Consider the following 22,983-nt stretch of genomic DNA (forward strand, 5'->3'; position numbering starts at 1 on the left):
ATGCACATGACCCGGCGGATCTGGATACAGCTGATCGTGTTCCTCGTGGGATCGGCGGTGGCGTTCTCCATCATGATCTTCGGCTATATGGGCTTGCCGAACCTGCTTTTCGGCATCGGCCACTACCAGGTCACCGTTCAACTGCCAGACGCCGGCGGTCTGTACGCCCGCGGCAATGTCACCTATCGAGGCACCGAAGTCGGTCAGATCAAGGAGGTCCGGCTGGTCAAGGGCGGTGGGGTCGAAGCGGTTCTCTCGCTACGCTCCGATATCAAGATTCCCTCCGACCTGCAAGCCGAGGTGCACAGCCAGACCGCGGTCGGCGAGCAATTCGTCGCACTGTTACCGCGCAACGCCGATTCGCCACCACTGCGCGACGGTGACATCATCACCGAGGCCAATTCCAACGTCCCGCCGTCGATCAACAGCCTGCTCGATGCCACTAACCGCGGACTGCTGGCGATTCCCCAAGAAAACCTGCGCACCACCATCGACGAGGCGTCCACCGCGGTCGGCGGATTAGGCCCCGACATTTCGCGGTTCGTCAAGGGATCGACCGCGCTCGCCACCGACGCACGGCAGAACCTCGACGACCTGACCAACGTCGTCGACCACGTCGGTCCCCTCCTCGATACCCAGACAGATACGTCGAACTCGGTGCAGGCCTGGTCATCTCACCTTGCGAGCATCACACAGCAACTGCGGGACAACGACGCGGCGGTGGCCGGAACCCTGGAAAAAGGCGCCCCGGCCGCCGACGAGGTGCGTGCGCTCTTTGACAGGGTGCAGCCGACCCTGCCGCTCCTGGCGGCCAACTTGGCGAGCATCGCACCGGTATTGATCACCTATCGCGCCGACCTCGAGCAGATACTGGTCCTGCTGCCGCAGGCCACCGCGATGATGCAGGCAATTGACGTTCCGAACATGAACAATCCGAGCCCGTACGCAGGCGGCCTGCTGGCCTTCAACCTGAACCTCAACGTGCCTCCACCGTGCACGACGGGCTTCCTTCCGGCCCAGCAGCGACGCACCGCCAGCTTCGAGGACTATCCCGCACGCCCAGAAGGCGACCTGTACTGCCGGGTGCCGCAGGACTCGCCGCTCAGTGTTCGCGGCGCCCGCAACATTCCGTGCGAAACGGTGCCCGGAAAGCGAGCGCCGACGGTGAAAATGTGCGAGAGCAACGAGAATTACGTGCCGCTCAACGACGGTTACAACTGGAAGGGCGACCCCAACGCCACCTTGACGGGACAAGGGGTTCCGCAGTTGCCGCCAGGCTCCGAGCAGCCCGCACCGCAGGCGATTCCGCCCGGGTCGACACCACCTGTGGCCGTCGCCCAGTACAACCCGGCCACCGGGGACTACGTGGGACCCGACGGAAAGGTCTACACCCAGGGGAATTTGGCTCACAATGGATCCGGGCCGCAGACCTGGCAATCGATGATGGTGCCGCCCGGCAACTGATCGAACAGCCCTGGGCGTCACAAAGATGCCCGGGCCAAACATCGGAAGTGGCCGGTTGTTGTAGTGCACTGTCGTCCGAACGGGGCGCAGATGGACGCGGCCTCGTCGGGGCCGGCATGTGGCCGGTTCAATGGCCAACGTTATGTCTCGCCTTCATGACGGCCAGCTGGGCCGCGGAGTGCGCAGCGGCGAGTTCCCAAAGATGGCTTTGTAATGCTCGCTGGACGGCGGCTTCGTGACCAACACACGCCGGCAGCATCGTCACCGTCGTCGACGACGATCACTCTCCTGTCCTCGGCGGGGACGCTCAATTCGACTGCTCCTTCTAACCACATCACACGCCGCGCCTTCGTCGTCACGCGACGACGTACTCTCCTGTCCTCGGCGGGATCAAGGAGCTGTCGCTGGACCTGCGATCGACCAAACCACCCGCGACTTCAACGCTCACCGTTCTGGAAACGGCAACCATGGCCCCCACTGATGCATCACCTATGTCCTGAGAACACAGATCATCGCCCCGCCACGTCACCGACTGCCGCCGCATCGCCTATTCGATTCGCCCGCCCGCACAGAACCGGGATCACGACCCGATCGACACTTGAATCGTCCCCATCCCCTGCAGGAACATCAATTACTGATGCGCGTGTTCCAAAGCATCGAAGGAGCCGAGCACAGCCACAAACCATGATCGCGATCGCGGCGGAGCTCGCCCTCGACGCCCCACGTATGCGGCGGGTCGATGCTTTAGCTTTAGATGCATGACTGCATACAGTGTTGGACTGCTCCTGCTGCGCGTCGTCCTCGGCCTGACTATGGCAGCGCACGGCTACAACAAGTTCTTCGGTGGCGGCCGGATCAAGGGGACCGCGGGCTGGTTCGAAAACATCGGGATGAAGCCCGGCACGTTCCACGCGCGGGTCGCGGCGAGCACCGAGATGGCCGCGGGCATCGGCCTGGCGCTGGGACTGTTGACGCCGATCCCGGCCGCGGGCTTCGTGGCGCTGATGCTCGTCGCGGCGTGGACGGTGCACCGGCACAACGGCTTCTTCATCGTCAAGGAAGGCTGGGAGTACAACCTCATCCTGGCCACCGCCGCCGTCGCGATCGCCACGACCGGCGCAGGCAGATTCAGCCTGGATTACCTGCTGTTCCACCGCACCGACGTCTACCACTATCTGCGCGGGTGGTGGGGTCTGCTGATCGCGGTGGTGCTCGGCCTGACCGGCGGCATCGGTCAACTGGCGATCTTCTACCGCCCGCCCGCCAAGGCCTGACTGAGACCGTCTGGCAGTAGTGTCAAGACGAGCACGCCCGACGGTAAGGCCGTGGGCAATTCAAGCCTCTCAAATCTTGTCTCGATGCATCCGGCACTTACACCGCCCCCGAGCTGTCGGGTGGCCGGAGCGGATACCGCCAATTACTGACATGTCAAGTGCACTCAGACAACACGACCGCAGTCATCTCAGTGCCCTAGGCATGCCCGCATCTCCTGGACGACAACAAAACTGAGACCAGACATCTCTCGTCACCGCCGGGATCCCGGTACGTCTGCCCGTAGGCGCCCAGGGCGTTGAGGCCGGCGTAAGCGGAGTCCATTCCCCACACCATGGTGCTCACACAGTCCGGCGGTTCGTAACGGTCGCCGGGATCCAGGACGGACACCCCGTGATCGGTCGCGCCGGCTTCCATCGCCTGTGATCCGACCAGGTCCTGGACGGTGTTGACGTTCTGACAGCGCCACCTTGTGGCGGGCCGCGACGTGGGGTGTACTTCTCGCCGTGCAGCCGGTCCTCGGCGCCGCGATCGGTCTGCAACGTGCCATGGTGTCGGTCGAGCTGGTCGATCCGCGGGGCCGACTCGCACCGATCGCCGCCGCCGCGGCGGCCGCGATCCTGGCGGCAGGAGTCGCAGTGACCGCGCTCACTGAAATTCCCCACTGACGCTCACTGAAATTCCCCACCCGTGTGGCTCCGCCGAGAAGGGCGGGCCTCCTTCGATGCTGCTGGTGTCTGACGCCAGTTGCTTCGTCGAAGGAGGCCCGCTTTCTCATGCTCACATGGGAGGACGATGTGGAAGTACATGCCCTGGCCAAGCGTGGTTGGACGATCTCGGCGATCGCCCGTCACACTGGCTTCGACCGCAAGACGGTCCGCAAGTATCTGGCCGGCGACGGCACCCCGGGGGTCCGCGCCCGGCCCGACCCGGATCCGTTCGATCCGTTCGTCGACTACGTGGTCGCGAGGCTGACCGAGGACCCTCATCTGTGGGCCCGCACCCTCTACGACGAACTTGAGGAGCTGGGGTTCGGCCTGTCGTATCAGAGCCTGACCCGCAACATCCGCGCCCGGGATCTGCGGCCTGTCTGTGAGGCGTGCCGGACCGCCACGCAGCGTCCGAACGCGGTGATCCCACACCCGCCGGGTGAGGAAACCCAATGGGATTGGCTGGAATTGCCCGATCCACCGGCATCGTGGGGGTGGGGCAAGACCGCGCACCTGCTGGTCGGATCGCTGGCGCATTCCGGGAAGTGGCGCGGCTATTTGGCGCCGAGTGAGGATCAGCCACACCTGGTCGCCGGCCTGGACCGCATCAGCCGTGGTCTGGGCGGGTGCACTCGGGTGTGGCGGTTTGACCGGATGGCCACGGTGTGTGACCCCGGTAGCGGGCGGGTGACCGCGTCGTTCGCCGGGGTGGCCAAGCACTACGGCGTCTCGGTGGCGATCTGCCCGGCTCGGCGCGGCAACCGCAAGGGTGTGGTGGAAAAGGTTAATCACACCGCCGCCCAACGCTGGTGGCGCACCCTGGCCGACGAGGCCACCCCTGAGCAGGCCCAGGCAAGCCTGGATCGTTTCGTCCGGGTCCGTGGTGACACCCGACTGCGGGCCACCGCAGATGGGCCGACCGCGGTCGCCGTGGTCGCCACAACGGAGCCCCTGCACCCCGTGCCGGCGCAGGCGTATCCGGTGATCGTGGCCGAGGCCCGCACCGCATCGCGCCAGGCGATGGTGTCCTACCGCGGCAACCGCTACTCGGTGCCCCCGGAACTGGCCGCCGCCAATGTGGTGGTGTCACATCCGGTCGGCGGGCAGTTCTGCGACATCGCCACCACGAGCGGGATCGTGATCGCCCGCCACCGCATGGCCGCTGACGGGCTCGGGGTGATGGTGCGTGACAGCGGGCATGTGATCGCCCTGGATGCCGTGGCAATGGCCACCGCGGCGACCGGGCGGCCACACCGCCGCAAGGAACGCATCCCACCCGGGCCGGCTGCCAAAGCCGCTGCCGCACAACTACTTCACCTCAAACAGCCATCCGTCACAACTATTGGATCTTCCACTCCGTCAACCGATTCCACCGTGATCGATCTGTCCGTTTACGAGCGGGCCGCCCAGAACAGGACCATCCAATGACCCCCACGCCACCCAACGCCATGACCGCCACGCAGGAGTCGCCGTCGGCGGCGGCGAGCCGCTATCAGCAGCTGCGCTCGCACCTGGCCGAACTCAAACTCACTGCGGCCGCCGAGGCGCTGCCCGCGGTGCTCGACCAGGCCACCGCCGAAGGCCTGTCGGTGACCGTCGCGTTGGAGCGGCTGCTGGCCGTCGAGGTCGAGGCCAGCACCGCACGCCGACTGGCTGGCCGGTTGCGGTTCGCCTGCCTGCCCACCCCGGCCACCCTGGCCGACTTTGATGTCGATGCCGCCGCCGGCATCGACCGCAAGCTCATCGACGAACTGGGCACCTGCCGCTACCTGGAAAGCGCGACCAACATTCTGCTCATTGGACCACCCGGTACCGGAAAGACGCATCTGTCCGTCGGATTAGCACGAGCTGCAGCACATGCCGGCTACCGGACCTACTTCACCACCGCGGCCGATCTGGCCGCCCGGTGTCACCGCGCCGCGATCGAGGGACGCTGGGCCACCACCATGCGGTTCTACGCCGGCCCGACACTGCTGGTGATCGACGAACTGGGGTACCTACCACTGCCCGCCGAAGCCGCTTCAGCGTTGTTTCAGGTGGTCTCACAACGATATTTGAAGACCAGCATCGTCATCACCACCAACCGCGGAGTGGGAAAAGCGCACTTGTTCACGCGAACCTGTGCGGAAGTGGCGTCGTAATGTGACACGTTCGCACCTGTCAGGGTTCAGCGAGCTGCTCGGGCAATCGGCCATCGTCGAGGTGATCGGCGAGGTAGATCATCGCTCCTTCGGGTCTCATCCCGAATGCTGCCGCGACGAGTTTCGGGTCGATCGTGTTGACCAGATCGGCCAGCCGAGTGCTGCGCAGCATCTTGGGTGGCAGACCGCATGGATCGAGCAGGTGACTCATGTATGCCTCGGACGCCGGTCGCCGGTCGGCTTTGGTGCCGCGGGTGACGATCACGTGCGGGTTGTTGGTGCGCAGGGTCTCGCGGTGATCGAGGCTGCGTTGCAGAGCGATCCAGCTGACCGGGTCCAGCGGCACGGGGTGGGGGCGCTTGCCGAGCCGGATCGAGCGATCACTGGTGTCGATGTGGTCGACCTGCAGCAGCCGCAGCTCACGGCTGGAGGCACCGTGCAATATGGCAAGGAGTCCGAAGAGGGCCTCGTGCGGGTGCGCGGCAGGGTCGGCGCTCCAGCGGCGAAACAGGGTGCGTTGCTGGGTGATGGCGACGGTGCGGCCGCGAAATCCCCTGTGACGCTTGGCCGACATGCCGCGCGTCGGGTCGATGAGCACCGCACGGTAGTTGCGTGCGAATCGGAAGAATTGGCCCAATACAGTCAGGCGTCGCGCTCGGGTGTTCGGCAGTCCGGCGAGGAACGCCTCGATATCGGTGACGTCAACGAGTGCCCAATCCTGTTTGCCGCGGTGGGTATCGAGGAAACAGGCGAGGTCGCGCACTATCGTCAACGCTGACTCGATGGTGCGGTCGGTGCGGGGCCGGGTGCCCGCACGCCGGGCCCGGTCGCGGGCGTGCAGCATGGATTCGGCGAAGGCCGCGACAGCGGCGCGCATCGGAGCCGGGGTGGCATCGATCCGTTTCTTGCGCCGTCCAGCGGCGAGCCTCTGGTCCTGGTCGGTGGCCATCGCCAGTCCACGCTCGGTGAAGAACGTCTCCAGGGCACGCGCCAGTGATCCCATCGACCGGCCGGGCCGGCGGGCTCGCTCGAGCACGCTTTGCGGGTGGTTGGGGTGTTCGTCTTCGAGAAGTCGAGCAAGCGTGGTGATCAACCTGCAGGCGCGAGCGGGACAGTGATGGGCGGCCAGATGCGCGACGAAGTCGTCGAGCCAGTCCGGTGGTTCGGCGAGCCCAGCGGCCAGGGTCTCGCCGCGTACGAACGGCCGGTCGGGGTGGCGCTGCCAGCATCGCCCGCACATACCGCGCCCGGCGTGGCGGCGCAGCTCACCGCAGGACACACAGATGCGGGGCGGCTCCTTTGGCGGGCCGGGCCGCGAGCACCGGCCACACCACCCAGTCGAGCGGAGATAGCCGGGCTTTGCGCAGCGCGGGCACGCCGATTTCGCAGCGGCGAGCGCGGCCCGCTTCTGGCACGGCCGACACACCGTCTCACCGCGGAATTTGATCGGTCCGCCGCATTCGCGGCAGCGGCGTGAGCACAGCACGCACCGGCCCGTCTCCGGAATCAACACCCGGCCCTGGCCGCAGCCCGGGCATCGCGCCTTGGCCGCCTGCTCTCGTAACCGGCGGGTGCACCGGCAGCAGTGCTCGCGGCCGATGTATCCGACCGGTGCGCCGCAGTCGAGGCAGTCTCGTTGCCGTTTCCCCATCAGCCGCAACCCGTTCTAACCCTTGAGTGGGGCCCTACATTGGCGGCATCGACCGACCCCGCGCGGTGGCGGTCTTGGGCTCTGAGACAACTGGGCGCGGCGATGGCGCGATCTGTTCGACTGGGGTGGTGTCGATCTCGAACAAGTCATCTGCGGTGCAGTCCAGCGCGGTGCATAAGGCGATCAGCGTCGAGAGCTTGATCTGGGTGGGCTCTTTGGTCAACAGCGCTGACACCGACGCCGCTGATAACTCCAGACCCGCTCGCTCGGCCAGTAGCCGCCGCAGCTCGGTGCCGGTCCAGACCTCGCGCTGGGCCGCGGCCATCCGTAGCCGCCATCGAATCTTCATGCCGTCCCGTCCTCTCCGCTCAGCTCGGCCAGCGTCGAGGTGACCGCACGCCGGTAGGCGTCCTCGATGAATGTCGCCGACGGCCGCACATACCGCATCGTCGAGCTCACCGTCCAATGCCCCAACAGCTGTTGAATCGCAACCAGATCCACACCGCGCTCATAGTTGTGAGTAGCGCAGGCCCGGCGCAGCGCGTGCGGGCTGAACCGCTCGGTCGCCGGCCGGCCCTCCAGCTCCATCAGATATCGCAGCCGATTGCGGATCGTGCCACGATGCAATGGGCCGCCGGACTCGTCGGCGAACAGCACCGGCGAGTCCGGGAACTTCGGGCGCACATCGGCCAGAAACCAGCGCAACAACACCTCCAGCCCGTCCAACATCGGTACCCACCGCGGCCGGGGACCGGACATGTGGGCAGCCTTGCCGAACCGCACGTGCAACTTACCGAACGGTCCACGATCGAAATGCACGTCCGGAATCTCCAGCAGCGCAGACTCTTCCGACCGCAACCCAGCGTGATACAGCGTCCGGAACATCGCGTAGTCCCGCGCGGCCGGACCGTACTTGCGGGCGGTGGCGATCCTCGACTTCAGGAACTCGAAGAACTCGCTCACCCGCTCCGGGGTCGGCGGCGCCGCGACTGCCGGCGAGTCGTCACCCACGTGCCGGGAGGCGTTGAACTCGTCCACCGGGCATACCAACCGCGTCCCGAACATGGCCTCGATCTCAGCAGCCTTGCGGGTCTGCAGAAACCGATGGAACCCCTTGAAGATCTGCACGTACTCTCGGCGCGTCGACGCCGCTCGCCCCGCCATCGCCAGCTCGCCGACCACCCGATCGATGTCCTCACTGGTGACCTCCCACGCCGGACGCCCCAGCGCCGCCAACGTCCGCTCCAACAACCCAATATCATTGTCGATCGTCACCAGGCTGAATCCTCGAGCATGCCACGACGCCACGAACGCATCGACGCATTCACGTTGAAACACAACAGGATCGGCAGAAATAGGCTCGACCGGTGCGGCGCCACCGGGAATCAGCCGCAGACCCTCCACTAGCCGCACACCTTCTTCTCACCTAACTGGTTAAGGCAGCACCTAATATATCGCGACCACGCCTTGAAGATCGGCAAGACACGCAGACCAGTCGAAAGCCCAGCTAGCAGGGCAAAACGGTCACAACGAACATGTGCCAGCTCCAGTTGCATGGGGCGAGATCCTCGGCGACACCACCGTGGCCGCCGCCATGCTCGACCGCCTGCTGCATCGCTCGGTGGTCATCAACCTCGACGGCGAGTCCTACCGACTACGCGACCACCACGCCGCCGCGGAAACCCTGCGCCGAACCACCACCAGAACCCGCCAACAACTACACTGACCGCTGCTCACAGGTGAGGAATTTCGGCGAGCACACCTGAGGACATTCGATGAGCGCCGTCAGAATGCGCAACCGCCGGACACTCCCGAGTGGGAGGAGTCGTTGAAATCCCTTGACGTCGTGGTTGCGAACACTCCTGAGCATCATCTCCCCTTCTCAGTAGCTTTCAGCGTTCCCGTCGCCTTGGACCTGGTCGAGGAGTGGGTGGCTGAGCATCGCCGATTGCCGATGGCTGGAGTAATGGTCAACGGCGATGACTTCTACTAGGCATAGGGGTGTGGGGGGTACCCCCGCTAGCGTTGAAAGCTTCGCCTCGAACGGCCAGCGCCTCCTCTCTCTGACGTGGCTGGCACAGGCCGCAGGTGCTGGGGGCCTACGAAACGCCGCCGACAGACTTGAACGTGTCTACAAGGACACGGTGCATCTTCTGCAGCGCATCGCCGTCAACCATCAGAGCTTCGCAAGCCGATACGGCGTCTAGCGGGTAACCGTCGATGCCAGCCGCATTTTCGTCGGCGGCTCGGTCTTCGGCTCGTTTGTGGAGCCCATAAATCTCCGCTTCTTATCGAGCAGATACGCCTGTTGAGCGATGATGTTGCAGGACCCGCTGCTCCATCTCCCAGACCTTCGAGGCCGTCGAAAGGGAGCGACCTGAATCTGGCCGTCGATAGAGGCTCTCGTCGTACCAGGTGAGAAGCTCGCTCTGTCTGCTTGACGAGAGTTGAAGCAAGTGCCCTGTGAGCTCGATTAGTTTGTTCCGCCTCCACGCCGAGTATTCGAGCGATCTGGCAGCTCGATGTGAGTAGAACACGCCGAAAATCGACACGAGGATCGCCAATGTCGCGAGCAGCGTCGCCGCCATCTTTCAAAGGCTACGGGGCAAGTACTATTCGAGCAGCCCTGAGGTCTGCAGCCCGCCCGCAGTAGCGCCGACAGCCGCCATCAATAACCGGCGTCGCCAATGCCTTGACCTGCTAGTTCTTCGCGTCCCCAACGTAATCAACGGTGAAACGGCCAAGTTGTCTCGTTCGCATCGAGTAGTTCACCGAAACTCCAGGCACCGGATAACCCGACTAGAGTGACTACGGGCGATCAGTAGGGGGAACTTGACCTGCAGCTTCGTAGACCCACTCGCGGATATGTCCCCACAGAGCATTCGCCATGGCCATGCCGAGTGGTTACCTGAATCGACTCTCCGTCTGCGTTGGTCGCTGCGACGACCAACACTTCTTTGTTGTCCTCCACCACCCTGTAAAGGTCAATTGAGAAGCCATCTTCAAGCCCTTTGATTTGTACTGGCAGGTCGGTCATTCGATACCCCTCACATGGTCTCCGGCTTCCACCCTCGCCTAGAAATGAACCCCGTTCGGACGGGCGGGCGTCAGTGCCTTCACTCGCAGGATAGAACGGTCCCTCCGCCGTCAATCCGCAGTCGCGTCCCTAATCTCAAAGGGGCGAGTGCCCTATACGTCGTCGAATCAGTCAATGAGCGCACCTGACGCGCCAGCGGACGACCAGACCTCCTAGGTCAGCGACATGTTGGCGACGTCGTCACGTCTCTAGTACGCAAAGACGTCACCGCATCCGCGCAGATCCGTCTCGATCCGAATAGGTAGATATCCAAAAGTCCGCTCAGCAATATCAGCTACCCCGTTGGCTCTTGCCTCATCCATCAAAGTCTCTAAGAGAGGGACTAGGTATAGGACGTCACGCACGGCATACGCCAGTTGCTCCTCGGTGAAAGCGGAGGACATCCAGTCTGATGTCTGCTGGCTCTTATCCAGCACGACCCCGAGGAATCGCTGCAGAGTCGGCTTTAGGCTGTGCTCACCCGCGTCCACTTCAGGCCGAACGATCTTCGACAGAATCTTGGTACAGGCCACGTTTCGCGCACTTGCCTTCCAGTGAAAGCGCATGAATCTGAGATCGAAGGGCGCGTGATGGAAGACCTTGCGAACCTGTTCAGACGTCAGCAACTCCCGCAGTCTTTCGGGTTGATGGCCATTCAACCTAATGACCTGCGTCGCCACGTCCGGTACATGTAGCTGGCAGGTTCCAATCCGGTCGAACCGCCAATCCAAACCGCTGGTCTCTATGTCCCATGCAACGAGCCTCGCGTCCCTGACAGCCGTTTCGAAATCGGACGAGACATCGCCCTCGACGAGGTCAACTTCTTGAAGCTTGGTCATCATTGCCCGCCTTTTCCGGTGACGTCGGCCAGAGGGACAGGCCTGCTCTGATCCGAGATTGCGTCAAGATCCTCTTTGAAAAAATCACGAAACGACCCCTGTCCGAAGAGCATGGTCGGGACGTCCCCACGTCGCCTTCTGTTCGCGTACAAGGTAACCACCACCTTGTCGTCGAAGCTGTACGAAGTGTAGGTCGGATCGCCAGCGCGATAGTAGATGCGAATGTCAGCTTGACATGCATCTGAGGTTCCCAGCCGCGCGAACTCCTCTGCTGTCTCCAAGACGTTGTCGCGGACCTTCTGCGAGGTGTAGGCGTACCGCTTTGCTAGAACTTCCATGCTCGCGTCATCGTCGGGATCTGGGAGAAACAGTCGAAGGGAATTGCCCTTGACCTTGGCGAACTCTTCGATCTTCGTCCAGTGAAACTTTCGCCAACTGCTCCCATACGCGATGAAGACAGATACATGTTTTGACGTCTTGAACAGTTCATCCCAAGGCACATCGAGCCAGTTCATACTCACGCGATCTAGACCCGCCGCGTTGATGTCCGCAGCAAGGTTTGTCTTTTCGAGTACCTCTTCCATGAAGTCTCGCTTAGCTCTGAGATCCCAAAGCAGCGCGAGTCCACCAGTCGTTATCAGCAGTCCACCAGCTTGGTTCGCGGTGGCTTGCAGCGCGTTGTGCGCCTCAAACCAAAGGATGTTGGACAGCCACATCAAGCCGATGCCCGCCAAGGCGACAAGCGATGCAGTCATCGCGGTCTTATAAGTCGTCAACTTTGACCGTATGGCGCTATCGCCGCTCAAGTTGACTCACCCGCCGACCTCACAGCAGCCAGAATAGGTGCGCCTGCCGACAATTCTGTGTCAACGTGCCGGTCGACAGCCCGAGGTTCTGGTCCGGTTGTCGTCCCGCTGCTACAACATCTTCTGTTGGGCGTGGACCATCTGCGCTCGACGAGCCAGAGGCGGCGTGGGAATTCAGCGCCAGGCCGTATGTGAGGCGGATGAAATCTCCTCTTGAAAGCGCCTGGCCAGCACGTAACCCCTCTGGACTGTCCGCCCGCTGTCACGAGCGTGTCACAAGTGTGCCGACTTCCAGCGGACGCGAGGAACGTGTGTGAGGACGACGTTTCGCAAGTCAGTATCAACGGAGGACGTCGGCGGATTGGCCAGAGAGTCCATGGATCGACTTCCCAAGCTGGCTGATGACCGGCAACCGCGGGTCCGCAGTCAGTCCGCCGTAACGTCGTTCGCACTCTTACGCATCCAACGGAATCAACCGAATGACGTGTCATTTCAAACGTTTCCAGCGTCGCCTTCATCGCCAAACCCGCTGGTGGTGTCGTTCGGGACGAAGAGGTCGTGGGTTGGAATCCCGCCACCCCGACTGCGAAAAGTACGAGGGCCTCGATCGATTATTCGATTGAGGCTTCTTCTTTTTCTTCTTTTGCCGACAGCCTTTCTCTACAGCCCGAGCGCTTGGTAGATGCCGGCCCGCTCCCGGTAGGCGTCCGGCAGCGGCGCGAAGATCGTCCAGTCGTGGAACTGGCCCTTCCTGAGCACAAACGTGAAGTCCGCACCCGCGGCGGTCGCTTTGTCGCGCAGGCGCAGAGCCTGCTGGGTCAGCAGGTCCCGAGAGCTCGAGTAGACCGTCGTCGGCGGCAGCCCGGCCAGCGATCCGAAGATCGGGCTGACGACGGGATCGGTTGTGGCGAGATCCCCCGCCCACGTCAGGAGGTTGTTGTCGTGCCCTTCGTGGGGGTTGCCCAGCAGCGGATCGTCCACCGGATTGGGGAAGGTGTCACTGAGGTCGAGGGCGGGAGCCATCAGAACGAGGCGATGCGGCTGGGTGCCGCTGCGTTTGACGATCTCCTGCAGCGCGGCCAAGGCGATGGTGCCGCCGGCCGAGTCGCCCATCACGCTCACGTTGTCCGAGCCGTGCGCGGCGATCTGCGCGCCGATGAAGTCGGCCATCACCGGGATGTCCGTTGCGGCAGTGCCAACGGGCGCAAGGGTATACAGGGGAACCACGATCGTCGCGTGGGTATCGCGGGCCATGTCGGTGTAGGTCCACCAGTGGAAGATGCTGATCTGCCCGATGAACGAGCCGCCGTGAATGGCCACCACGTACTGGCCGCTCGGATCGCGCGGCGTCAGCGTCCACACGGCCATGCCTTCGTATTCCGTCTTCTGCGCTGTGATCCCGGACAGCAGGAAGAAGTCCGGCTTCCCGTCGGTGAAGAACGGAATCTGCGCGCTGGTTCCGCTCAAGCTGAAGGGCAGATTGAAGGTCTTTGTCACGAAATTGATGGCACGCAGGCCGGCCACCACCGCGCGCTGGAAGATCGTGGGCGGCGGACCGCTGTACAAACTTTCGTCGACCGGCGGCGCCGCCTCCGCGGCCACTGCCTCTGACGTCGAGGTCACCCTTGCCGACGATGCGTGGGCGACGGTAGAGGAGGTGGGATTGACCACCAAAGACGTTGTGGCAGTTGGCTTTGCCGCTGCCGCCGCAGGCGAGACCGCGTCCTGGTCGTCGCGCCGAGTGGCCCCGAGGACGGAGAGTGCCACCGCGACGACGTTGGGCGTCTTGGGTGCGGGGGCTGTCGACGTGATCCGCACCGGATTCGAAACGACCGACAGTGCTTGGGATTTCGTCGCTGGACGAGGTTTTTGTCGAGCGCTGGAGGCGGATGTGTTCTTGGTCGACGCCGCCGACGAGGAGGCACCGTCCGACGCGGATCCGGTATCCGCCCACGCCACACCTTGGGCGGCCAGCGCTATTCCCGCACCCACCCCGAGGGCGGCGGCAAGCCCGCCGATTCGTCCGACGAACACGCCTGCTGCCATGGCCCGACCTCCCGACGACGCTGTGGTTAGGCCGAAGGTAGCAGGACTGCCCTGGTCGCAAGGCGATTTGTCGACGTGGCCGGCCAGGCGACCATAGGCAAAAACCGTTCGCCGGGTCATGCGGCGAACGGTCCGGCCTCAACGGCTGCGCGTCAGAACGGTGGCGGCGGCAGCCCCGGCGGCGGCGGCAGCGGGGGCGGGCCGGGTAGCGGCGGCGAGCCCGGCAGGAACGGAATCCACGGCGGCGGCGGCAGCGCGGGTGGCGGCGGCAGCGGCGGCGGTCCGATCGCGGGCGGCGGAGGCAGCGGGCCGAGCGCCGGCGGCGGAGGCAACGGGCCCAAGGCCGGTGGCGGAGGCAACACCGGCGCTGCCGGCAACGCGGCAACCGCGGGTGGCGGTGGCAGCGCGGGGGCTGCCGGAGGCGGAGGCAACACCGGCGCTGCCGGCAATGCAGCTGCCGCCGGAACCGCGGCTGCGGCCGGAACCGCGGCTGCCGCAGGAGCCGCCGCGCCCGTCAAGGCCGCGAGCGGGTTGCCACTCTGGAAAGCGGAGAACACCAGCGCAGAGCCCACACTGCCGGCCACAGCGGTAGTACCACCGATCGCACCATTGGCGATCGGTACCCCGATGGCGAGCCCGACGTTCTGCGCGGCCTGGTCCTGGGCGGTCTGACGGGCCTCGTCCACCGAACGACCGATGGTGTTGTTGTACGTATTCGTCAAGCTGTCGAGGTACGTCTGCAGATCCGACCCCTGATCAGCCGTCGCGCTGGGGGCGGCTACACCTGTACCAGCCGCCGCAAACAAGGTCCCCAGCGACAACGAAGTCGCAGCCACCGCTCGAAGCGATGTATGACGAAGGCTCATATCGGCCTCCTTCCTGATGGCGCCATAGTATCGGGCCGGGCGATAAACCGACACTTACGTTTTTCTAAGCTATCGCCAATCCGGCCAGCAACGTGACAAAGCCTCAGTTCAGGAACACCGTCAGGCAGGCTCACAATGCTGTCGCGGCCGCCCTACCCGCGGCACGCCCGGAAAACAGACAGCCTCCCAGGAACGTGCCCTCCAACGCGTTGTACCCGTGCACGCCACCGCCGCCGAACCCGGCGACCTCCCCCGCCGCATACAGACCGTCGATCGGCTTGCCGTCCATTCCCACCGCCCGCGACGACAGATCGGTTTGGATGCCGCCGAGCGTTTTTCGGGTCAGGATATGCAGCTTCACCCCGATCAGCGGCCCCGCAGCCGGGTCGAGAATCCGGTGCGGCGCCGCGGTCCGGCCGATGCGGTCGCCGATGTAGCGACGAGAGTTGCGAATGCCTTGTACCTGAGCGTCTTTGGAGTACGGGTTTGCCATCTGCAGGTCGCGCGACTCAATCTGTCGGCGAATCAGCCCGGCATCCAGCAGCGGTTCGGCGGTGAGCGCATTCATCTTCGCCACCAGCTCGTCGAGGCCGTCGGCCACCACGAAGTCCGCTCCGTTGCGCTTGAAGGCCTCCACCGGCGCCGGCGCACCCTTGCTGAACAACCGCTCCTTGAGGAATCCGGCACGGTCCTTGCCGGTGATGTCGGGGTTCTGCTCGGAACCCGACAGGGCGAACTCCCGCTCGATCATCTTCTGAGTCAGGATGAACCAGCTGTGGTCATACCCCGCGATCTCCGGGGTGGTGCGCAGATAGCGCAGCGTGCCCAGGGTGTCGTAGCCGGGCAGGTACGGCTGGGGCAGCCGCCGCCCCAGTGCGTCGAACCACATCGATGACGGTCCCGGCAGAATCCTGATGGCATGTTCGGGCCAGATCGGTGCCCAGTTCTGCACACCTTCGGTGTAGTGCCACATCCGGTCTCGGTTGACCAGTCGCACGCCGGAGCCGGCGGCGATGTCGAGCATCCGGCCGTCGACGTAGGCCGGTACCCCGGTGATCATCGACGCGGGCGGTGTTCCCATCCGCTCCGGCCAATAGCGCCGGACGATGTCGTGGTTCCCCCCGATACCGCCGGTGGTCACGATCACAGCCTGAGCCTGAAACTCAAAGTCGCCCAAGCGGTCCCGGTTCGACGGTGCACCGCGTGGTGCGTCGTCGGGCGCCAGCACCGCGCCCCGCACGCCGGTTGCGGCACCGTCCGCGATGACAAGTTCGTCGACCCGGTGCCGGTGCCGGAACGTCACCAGGCCGCGCTCGGCGGCAGCCAGTGCGGAGTTGACGAACGGCTCGACCACGCCGGTGCCGGTGCCCCAGGCGACGTGGAAGCGCGGCACCGAATTGCCGTGCCCGTCGGCGCGGAGGTCACCCCGCTCAGCCCAGCCGACGGTCGGCAGGAACGTGATGCCGTGCCCCAGCAGCCAGGAGCGTTTCTCACCGGCGGCGAATTCGACGTAGGCGCGGGCCCACCGCACCGCCCAACTGTCCTCATCGTCGACCCGGTCGAATTGCGCACTTCCGGACCAGTCACCCCAGGCGAGCTCGAGACTGTCCTTGACGCCCAGCCGACGCTGCTCGGGGGTGTCGACCAAGAACAGGCCACCGAACGACCAGAACGCCTGCCCGCCGAGGTTGGCCTGGTTCTCCTGGTCGAGCAGCAGCACCTTTTTACCGCGGCTGGTCAGTTCGTGGGTGGCGACCAAACCGGCCAGGCCGGCGCCGATCACGATGACGTCTGCGTCCATTTGATCTGAACCCTTCGGTGTCGACAGAGGATTATCGTCCCCCCATGACGGAAATCAGTTTCGATCGGTGGTACCGGCCACTGGCTGCTCCGCTGGGTTTGGGCCCCGGTCGCTGCGACGTCTCGGTCGCCGGCGGGATCCTGCACGTGTCGATGGGCTGGGGTTTCTCGGCCGACATTCCACTGGCGTCGATCACCGATGCCAAGCCGGCGAAGGGGCCTTTTCTCGGGTGGGGGGTGCACGGCTGGCGGGGCCGATGGCTGGTGAACGGCTCGTCGAAAGGCGTCGTCGAACTGAGCATCGATCCCCCGGTGCAGGCCAAGGTGGTCGGAGTGCCGACAACGCTGCGATCTCTACTCGTCAGTGTCACCGACCCCGATGCCCTCATCTCCGCTTGCTCATACAAGTAAAACCGCAACTGGAGTGACCCACGGGGTTTAGCTCCTCGCCTCTGCGGGGACAAGCTTTCAGTGACGCTTGCTCCCATAGTTGTAGAACCGCGCCTCCCCGAAGCTCGTGGGCCGGTATCGATGGCCGTCCTCGAGCTTCTCACCGAACGTGCGCCGCGCAACTATCTGCAGCGGATCGAAGCATCGCTCCATGACTCCGATCCTTACGGCATCGACATCCAGCTTGCGCTCTACGTCTGCTACGAGCTGCACTACCGCGGGTTTGCCGGAGTCGATCCCGGTTGGGAGTGGAACCCGGGCCTTCTGTATCTGCGCGCCCAACTCGAAGAGACGTTCATGACCGCTGTGCAGCGCGATGTCGGTGACATCGGTCCCGAAGACACGGCCGACGCCGAGATGGCGAAGCTGACGATCGAACCGGCCGACGGCACGGGCCCGTCCTACTATCTGCGCAGCACGGGCACCTGGGAGCAGATGCAGGAGTACTTCGTGCATCGCTCGCTCTACCACCTCAAGGAGGGCGACCCGCACGCGTGGGCCATCCCCCGGTTGACCGGACTTGCCAAGTCGGCCTTTGTGGCCATCGAGTTCGACGAATTCGGCGGTGGCAGAAGCGATCACGCGCACCAGCAGCTCTTCGCGGACCTGATGGTCGCAGCCGGCCTGGACGCGAGCTACCTCGGCTACATCGACGCGGTGCCCGCCGCATCGCTGACCGTGGTGAACCTGATGTCGATGTTCGGACTGCACCGTGCGTATCGGGGCGCTGCCATCGGGCACTTCGCCTCCACCGAGATCACCTCGTCGCCGGGATCGCGCCGACTGGTTGATGCCATGGAGCGCATGGGTGCGCCGGACACGTGCGCACAGTTCTACCGTGAGCATGTGGAGGCTGACGCCGTGCACGAGCAGGTGGTCCGCACCGACGTCGTGGGCGATCTGGTGAGCCGGGAGCCGGCGCTGGAGCGGGATGTCATCCTCGGAATCCGGGCCCACCTGATGGTGGAGGACCGGCTCGCCGATCACCTGATGCGATGCTGGACCAGCGGGCGCAGCTCGCTACGCCGGCCGCTGAGTAGCTGACGACTCGCCGTCGCCGGTACGCCGGCGACGGCGATGACTGGTGTCGCACAGCGGATAGGTCTTGCTGCGCTTGCACATACAGATCGCGACCATGAAGCGGTCGGACTCGACGACTGAGCCGTCGGGCATCTCGATCCGCACCGGCCCCTGCACCATCATGGGGCCCGCGTCGACGATCCGGATCACCCGGGGTTCGTTGTCGCTCACCGCTTTTCCGCGCGAATCACCACGATTTCCTCCTCCCGCCGACCACGCGGCAGCATACCGATCTTCTCCATCCAGGACGCTCGAGCACTCAGCACCGGCCCGAACGGAATGATCTGGCTGAGAACCACGTCCGCGCTCAGCCCTGCGCCGCGCAAGCGGCTCAGCGACTGCTCGGTGTCCGAGAACTCGGACTGCACGATGAGCATCGTTCCGGTCTTGCTGAGCAGTTCGGCCGCCGAGTCACACAGTGGATCCAGCACCTGGCGGCCGTCGGCGCCGGCATTCCAGGCCGTCGGCGGCCCCACTTGCGCGGAGATCTCCTCGAGGTGAGCGTCGGGACTCGTTGGCACATAAGGCGGATTGGAGACCACGAGATCGAAGGGACCTTCCGCGAGGGCATCTCCCCAGGTTCCCAGCCGCGTGTCGACGCCGACGCCGGCTTCATCGGCATTGTCGGTCGCGCATCGAACCGCCTTGGGGCAGATGTCGAATGCGGTGACACTGCGAGCTCCCAATTGCGCGGCAGCGATCGCGATCACACCGCTTCCGGTGCAGAGATCGACGACACGACGGCCGGAGACAGCGCCGGTGAGGGTCATGGCTTCGATGAGCAGTTGCGAATCCTGTTGTGGCGCATATACGCCAGGAACACTTCCAACCGAACTTTCAAGGTCGGGGTAGAGAATGGTCAACATTGGCCTTTCGACAGTTGATCGCGCCCGTGTTTTCTCACCGCGCTGCGGAAGAAATGCCCGATTACAGGGGCGTTAAACCCGCTGATGGGTTTGCCCGCGTCACCGACCGGGAAGGCCGTTCGGTGTGAAAGCTTCCGATCTTGCAGCCTTACCCATCGCCGCCGGCGCGGCCCTGCGCCAGCGTCGCCTCTTCCATCCCAGCGGGGTGTTGGCCAACGGCACGATCGAACGGTTGTCGCCACCGAATGAAGGCCTGCCGATCGAATCCGGGGACGTCGTCGGCCGTATCTCCAAGGCGGTGGGCACCCCCGGCGCCCTGCCGGACGCCGCGGGGTTGGCCTGGCGGATGTCCCCTGCCCCGTTCGCGGCCACCCCGTGGGACGTCTTGCTGGTGTCAGCGGGTTTCGGATCGAGCGCGATGGTGCCCAACCGGGTGGCATTGCGCGCGGTGACATCGTGGTCGGAGGCCGTGTACTCGAGTCTGCTGCCGCTGCGATACGAGGACGAGCTGTGGTGGATTCGCGCTCGTCTGACCACACCTGTCGGCGGTTCGGGATTGTCGTTGCGGGCGGTGCATCAACGGATCAACGGCGACGGTGTCGACTTCGACATCGAGCAGGCGTGCGGCGGCGGCGAATTCACGCCGCTGGCCGCCCTGCGGCTCACCGAGGTGGTGCCGCTGGCCAAGCACGCCGAGCGTGACATCTCCTTCGACCCGGTCCGGCACAGCGCACCGGAAGTCCGGGTCTGGCCCGAATGGTTGCGGAACTTCCGGGCCCTGGCGTACCGCAGCAGCCGCGAAGGACGCGACGGCGAGTCCTAGTCGGGCGGCTCCTGGTCGGGGGACTCGGCGACGTCAGGGGCCAGCTCGCGGGTGGCCATCCCGCCTTGGCCGCCCTTATCCGTGGGACCGGGCCGGCCACCGCGCGGCTCGTCCTGGTGGTCGTCGGTGTAGTCGGCGTGGTCTTCTTCATCCGAGGTGCGGTCGGTCATGACCACCGGGATTACCCCCGCGCCATGCGTTTCAACCCGTCGGTGGGGCGTATCACGCCGGCCCCACCTGTTCGGCACCAAACACCGAGTGGAATAGGGGATTTGCGATCAGTTGGCCGCGTCGCGCAGCTTCGCCAACAGCGGTTCGGCCGCCTTCGCCAGGAACTCGTCCTGCCCCTCGTCACCGATCTGCACGAGTGCGATGTCGGTGAATCCGGCTTCCCAGTACGCCCTGACCGATTCGACGATGGCGTCCAGGTCAGGCCCGCACGGAATGCTGTCAGCGACGTCCTGCGGTCTGACGAACTGGGTGGCGCCCGCGAATCCGGCCGGGGTGGGCAGGTCGGCGTTGACATCCCAGCCGCCGCCGAACCAGCGGAACTGGTCGTGCGCGCGCTGGATGGCGGCGTCGCGGTCGGTGTCCCAGCACACCGGGATCTGCCCGATGACCCGGCCGCCGCCGGCCAGACCGGTGGCCCGGCGAGCCCCGTGCCAGGAGTCGACCAGTTTGCCGTCGGGTTCCACGGCGATCAGGTGGTCGCTTGCGGCCGCAAAGGCCTCCACGGAACGCTCGCCCGACATCGCGACGCCGATGGTGACCGGCTCGTCGGGGACGTCCCATATCCGTGCCGAATCGACTTCGAAGTATTCGCCCTTGTGGTCGACGAGTTCACCGCTCAACAGCTCGCGGATCACCACGATCGCCTCTTTGAGCATGTCCTGGCGCCGCTGGATCGTCGGCCATCCCTTGCCGACGACGTGTTCGTTGAGGTTCTCACCCGAGCCCAGACCGAGGGTGAATCGCCCGTCGGCCAGGATCTGCAGGGTCGCGGCCTGCTGCGCGACCACAGCGGGGTGGTAGCGCATCGTCGGGCACGTCACGTACGTGTAGAGCGCCACCCGCTCGGTCGCGTGGGCGACCGCGCCGAGCGTCGTCCAGGCGTTGGGGGCGTGCCCTTGGGATGTCAGCCAGGGCGAGAAGTGGTCACTGGAGACTTCGAAGTCGAAGCCCGCTTGTTCAGCCGAAACAGCGTAGCGCACAAGGTCTTTGGGCCCGCTCTGCTCGGTCATCAGGGTGTATCCGAAGCGCGTCATGCGCGTCGAGTACCCCGACGCCGGAGAGCGAAACGACTACAAGCGCGCTTTGACCGCCGCGGACAGCCGCGACCCGTCGGCCTTGCCCGCGGCGATCGCGTTGGCCGCCTTCATCACCAGACCCATCTGCTTGGTCGACGGGCGTTCACCGATCTCCTCCGCGACCTGTGCGATCGCGGTGTCGGCCACATCGGCCACCTCGGCGTCGGTCAGCGGGGTCGGCAGGTACTCGTCGATGATCCGGGCCTCGGCGTGTTCCTCGGCGGCCAGCTCGCCGCGCCCGTTCTGGGTGTAGATCTCGGCGGACTCGCTGCGCTTCTTGGACTCCCTCGCGAGGACTTTCAGCACCTCCTCGTCGGAGAGGTCGCGCGCCTGCTTGCCCGAGACCTCCTCGGTCTGGATCGCCGCGAGCAGCAGCCGCAGCGTCGCGGTACGCAACTTGTCCTGGGTCTTCATCGCTTCGGTGAGGTCTGATCTCAGCCGGTCCTTGAGCTCCGCCATGGCGCAAACGCTACGCGCCCGGGATGGCGGGGACGTTGAGAAATACTTCGCCGCTCGACAGGATGGGCTGATGAGCTACGACGTCGGGGACGTTCGCCGGTGACGGTACCGCCTGCCGGACCTCCAGGACCGCCGCCGGGATGGCCTGGTCAACCGCACTTCCCGCCGCCCGGATATCCCTCGCCGGGTTACCCACCGCCCGGCTATCCACCGCCCGGCTATCCCCCGCCTGGTTACCCACCGCCCGGGTACGGGCCGCCGGGCTATCCCCCGCCGGGCTACCCACCGCCGGGTTACGGCCCTCCTGGATTCCCGCCGCCCGGCTACGGCCCCCAGCTGCCGATGGCGGCAAAGCCCGGCATCATTCCGCTGCGGCCGCTGTCGCTCAGCGACATCTTCAACGGCGCTGTCGGGTACATCCGGGCCAACCCGAAGGCCACGCTGGGTCTGACGACGGTCGTCGTGGTGATCACTCAGGCGCTCGCGCTGATCCTGCAGTTGGGTCCGCTGCTCTCGATGGGCAAGGTGGGCGCCCAGACCGGTGAGGAGCTGTCCACGCCGGCGTTGGTGGGCTCCGCGGCGTCCAGTGTGACCAGCGGGCTGACCACCGCCCTGGCCGGAATTCTGCTGTCCGGCATGCTCACCGTCGTCGTGGGCCGTGCGGTCTTCGGCACGAAGATCACCGTCGGCGAGGCGTGGCAGCGTCTCCGCGGCAGGCTGTGGGCATTGATCGGGTTCAGTGCCCTCGAGGTCCTCGCGGTCCTGCTGTTGGTGGGGGTGGTCGCGGCGGTCATCGCCGGTGTCGCGGTGGCCGGCAACGGCACCGCTGCGGTGATCATCGGCATTCCGCTGGTGCTCGGGTTGATCGCTGCGCTGGTCTACCTCTACACCGCGCTGTCATTCGCGCCGGCCGCCGTCGTACTCGAGCGCAAACCGATCGTGGCATCAATCCGGCGCTCGTTTGGCTTGGTAAGCAACCACTTCTGGCGCATCTTCGGCATCCGGCTGCTCGCCTCGGTGGTGGCCGGGGTCATCGCCGGAGCGGTCGCCGTCCCGTTCAGCATCGCCGGGCAGGTGTTCCTCCTCGGAGCGGACTCCTCGGGGCCGATCATCCTCGCCACCACGTTGACCGCCGTCGGGGGTGCGATCGCGCAGATCATCGTCGCACCGTTCACCGCAGGGGTGACGGTGCTGCTGTACACCGACACCCGCATTCGCGCGGAGGCGTTCGATCTGGTGCTGCAGACCGGTGCCACCGCGGCGCCCGCGGACACCGCGGCCGCCGACGATCTGTGGCTCACACCGGGGCGCTGACGCGCCGATCACC

22 protein-coding genes and 2 pseudogenes are annotated in these 22,983 nt (G+C 65.2%); 10 read left to right on the top strand and 14 right to left on the bottom strand.

From position 1 onward, the window contains the following. Both D3H54_RS27665 and D3H54_RS27670 read left to right on the top strand, forming a co-directional pair. On the top strand, positions 1 to 1,464 hold the full coding sequence (locus D3H54_RS27665; RefSeq protein ID WP_149382905.1) for an MCE family protein: 1,464 nt from the start codon (positions 1 to 3) through the stop codon (positions 1,462 to 1,464). Positions 1,465 to 2,222: 758 nt separating this feature from the next. Next, a complete protein-coding gene (locus D3H54_RS27670; protein ID WP_149382906.1) occupies positions 2,223 to 2,738 on the top strand; it encodes a DoxX family protein in 516 nt (171 codons plus the stop codon). Positions 2,739 to 2,934: 196 nt separating this feature from the next. Here D3H54_RS27670 and D3H54_RS27675 read toward each other — a convergent pair whose 3' ends face one another. Beyond that, complete coding sequence (locus D3H54_RS27675) at positions 2,935 to 3,153, bottom strand: sensor domain-containing protein (protein ID WP_149382907.1); 219 nt, start codon at positions 3,151 to 3,153, stop codon at positions 2,935 to 2,937. Positions 3,154 to 3,242: 89 nt separating this feature from the next. Here D3H54_RS27675 and D3H54_RS31355 point away from each other — a divergent pair, with 89 nt between their 5' ends. The 3 genes and pseudogenes from D3H54_RS31355 to D3H54_RS27685 form a co-directional block, all read left to right on the top strand. Then, positions 3,243 to 3,404 carry a hypothetical protein gene (locus D3H54_RS31355; RefSeq protein ID WP_168214986.1) on the top strand — a complete coding sequence of 54 codons (162 nt, stop codon included), beginning with the start codon at positions 3,243 to 3,245 and terminating at the stop codon, positions 3,402 to 3,404. Positions 3,405 to 3,512: 108 nt separating this feature from the next. Beyond that, a complete protein-coding gene (locus D3H54_RS27680; protein WP_149382908.1) occupies positions 3,513 to 4,874 on the top strand; it encodes a Mu transposase domain-containing protein in 1,362 nt (453 codons plus the stop codon). Next, positions 4,871 to 5,542 (top strand): annotated as a pseudogene (locus D3H54_RS27685) (ATP-binding protein); the annotation flags it as partial. The gene D3H54_RS27680 and the pseudogene D3H54_RS27685, both read left to right, overlap by 4 nt. Positions 5,543 to 5,606: 64 nt before the next feature. Here D3H54_RS27685 and D3H54_RS27690 read toward each other — a convergent pair. The 3 genes from D3H54_RS27690 to D3H54_RS27700 are packed head-to-tail and all read right to left on the bottom strand — an operon-like array spanning position 5,607 to position 8,651. Beyond that, the gene (locus D3H54_RS27690) at positions 5,607 to 7,238 is read right to left on the bottom strand and encodes a tyrosine-type recombinase/integrase (protein WP_210419600.1); all 1,632 of its coding nucleotides are present in this window, start codon (positions 7,236 to 7,238) and stop codon (positions 5,607 to 5,609) included. Between the two features lie 34 nt (positions 7,239 to 7,272). After that, complete coding sequence (locus tag D3H54_RS27695) at positions 7,273 to 7,587, bottom strand: helix-turn-helix domain-containing protein (protein ID WP_067393169.1); 315 nt, start codon at positions 7,585 to 7,587, stop codon at positions 7,273 to 7,275. Beyond that, positions 7,584 to 8,651 carry a tyrosine-type recombinase/integrase gene (locus D3H54_RS27700; protein ID WP_149382636.1) on the bottom strand — a complete coding sequence of 356 codons (1,068 nt, stop codon included), beginning with the start codon at positions 8,649 to 8,651 and terminating at the stop codon, positions 7,584 to 7,586. The genes D3H54_RS27695 and D3H54_RS27700 overlap by 4 nt, the downstream gene beginning before the upstream one ends. A 139-nt stretch (positions 8,652 to 8,790) precedes the next feature. Between D3H54_RS27700 and D3H54_RS27705 the strand changes: the two are divergent. After that, a pseudogene (locus D3H54_RS27705) lies at positions 8,791 to 8,964 on the top strand (ATP-binding protein); the annotation flags it as partial. Between the two features lie 1,559 nt (positions 8,965 to 10,523). Here the strand turns inward: D3H54_RS27705 and D3H54_RS27710 are convergent. The 5 genes from D3H54_RS27710 to D3H54_RS27730 all read right to left on the bottom strand — a co-directional run bounded on the left by D3H54_RS27710 (position 10,524) and on the right by D3H54_RS27730 (position 16,672). Further along, the gene (locus D3H54_RS27710; protein WP_168214987.1) at positions 10,524 to 11,153 is read right to left on the bottom strand and encodes a 3'-5' exonuclease family protein; all 630 of its coding nucleotides are present in this window, start codon (positions 11,151 to 11,153) and stop codon (positions 10,524 to 10,526) included. Beyond that, entirely contained in the window at positions 11,153 to 11,908 is a 756-nt protein-coding gene (locus D3H54_RS27715; RefSeq protein WP_149382910.1) for a hypothetical protein, read from the bottom strand. The genes D3H54_RS27710 and D3H54_RS27715 overlap by 1 nt, the downstream gene beginning before the upstream one ends. A gap of 711 nt (positions 11,909 to 12,619) precedes the next feature. Beyond that, on the bottom strand, positions 12,620 to 14,005 hold the full coding sequence (locus D3H54_RS27720) for an alpha/beta hydrolase (protein WP_168214988.1): 1,386 nt from the start codon (positions 14,003 to 14,005) through the stop codon (positions 12,620 to 12,622). Between the two features lie 152 nt (positions 14,006 to 14,157). Then, positions 14,158 to 14,871: a hypothetical protein gene (locus tag D3H54_RS27725; RefSeq protein WP_149382912.1), complete on the bottom strand. Its 714-nt coding sequence runs from the start codon at positions 14,869 to 14,871 to the stop codon at positions 14,158 to 14,160. Positions 14,872 to 15,001: 130 nt separating this feature from the next. After that, positions 15,002 to 16,672, bottom strand: coding sequence for an FAD-binding dehydrogenase (locus D3H54_RS27730; RefSeq protein WP_149382913.1), 1,671 nt, complete (start codon positions 16,670 to 16,672; stop codon positions 15,002 to 15,004). Between the two features lie 44 nt (positions 16,673 to 16,716). Here D3H54_RS27730 and D3H54_RS27735 point away from each other — a divergent pair, with 44 nt between their 5' ends. Both D3H54_RS27735 and D3H54_RS27740 read left to right on the top strand, forming a co-directional pair. Next, entirely contained in the window at positions 16,717 to 17,082 is a 366-nt protein-coding gene (locus tag D3H54_RS27735) for a hypothetical protein (RefSeq protein WP_149382914.1), read from the top strand. 60 nt (positions 17,083 to 17,142) lie between these two features. Then, the gene (locus tag D3H54_RS27740; RefSeq protein WP_149382915.1) at positions 17,143 to 18,165 is read left to right on the top strand and encodes an iron-containing redox enzyme family protein; all 1,023 of its coding nucleotides are present in this window, start codon (positions 17,143 to 17,145) and stop codon (positions 18,163 to 18,165) included. On the opposite strand, the gene D3H54_RS27745 is transcribed toward D3H54_RS27740, so the two are convergent. Together D3H54_RS27745 and D3H54_RS27750 are read right to left on the bottom strand one after the other, a co-directional pair. Next, positions 18,142 to 18,372: a CDGSH iron-sulfur domain-containing protein gene (locus D3H54_RS27745; RefSeq protein ID WP_210419613.1), complete on the bottom strand. Its 231-nt coding sequence runs from the start codon at positions 18,370 to 18,372 to the stop codon at positions 18,142 to 18,144. The genes D3H54_RS27740 and D3H54_RS27745 overlap by 24 nt on opposite strands. Further along, positions 18,369 to 19,064 (bottom strand): HemK2/MTQ2 family protein methyltransferase, encoded by a 696-nt coding sequence (locus D3H54_RS27750; protein ID WP_432246624.1) that lies wholly within the window; start codon positions 19,062 to 19,064, stop codon positions 18,369 to 18,371. The genes D3H54_RS27745 and D3H54_RS27750 overlap by 4 nt, the downstream gene beginning before the upstream one ends. A gap of 127 nt (positions 19,065 to 19,191) precedes the next feature. Between D3H54_RS27750 and D3H54_RS27755 the strand changes: the two genes are divergently transcribed. Beyond that, a complete protein-coding gene (locus D3H54_RS27755) occupies positions 19,192 to 19,890 on the top strand; it encodes a phosphodiesterase (protein WP_149382917.1) in 699 nt (232 codons plus the stop codon). Here the strand turns inward: D3H54_RS27755 and D3H54_RS31360 are convergent. The 3 genes from D3H54_RS31360 to D3H54_RS27765 form a co-directional block, all read right to left on the bottom strand. Then, positions 19,887 to 20,060 carry a hypothetical protein gene (locus D3H54_RS31360; protein WP_168214989.1) on the bottom strand — a complete coding sequence of 58 codons (174 nt, stop codon included), beginning with the start codon at positions 20,058 to 20,060 and terminating at the stop codon, positions 19,887 to 19,889. The genes D3H54_RS27755 and D3H54_RS31360 overlap by 4 nt on opposite strands. A gap of 108 nt (positions 20,061 to 20,168) precedes the next feature. Then, complete coding sequence (locus D3H54_RS27760; RefSeq protein WP_149382918.1) at positions 20,169 to 21,155, bottom strand: LLM class F420-dependent oxidoreductase; 987 nt, start codon at positions 21,153 to 21,155, stop codon at positions 20,169 to 20,171. A gap of 36 nt (positions 21,156 to 21,191) precedes the next feature. Then, positions 21,192 to 21,656, bottom strand: a complete 465-nt coding sequence (locus D3H54_RS27765) for a GatB/YqeY domain-containing protein (protein WP_083120853.1) — start codon at positions 21,654 to 21,656, stop codon at positions 21,192 to 21,194. A 99-nt stretch (positions 21,657 to 21,755) separates the two neighbouring features. Here D3H54_RS27765 and D3H54_RS27770 point away from each other — a divergent pair, with 99 nt between their 5' ends. After that, complete coding sequence (locus D3H54_RS27770; protein WP_149382919.1) at positions 21,756 to 22,970, top strand: DUF7847 domain-containing protein; 1,215 nt, start codon at positions 21,756 to 21,758, stop codon at positions 22,968 to 22,970. Positions 22,971 to 22,983 lie beyond the last annotated feature (13 nt).

It is taken from the genome of Mycobacterium sp. ELW1 (genome assembly GCF_008329905.1).
Lineage (GTDB): Bacteria > Actinomycetota > Actinomycetes > Mycobacteriales > Mycobacteriaceae > Mycobacterium.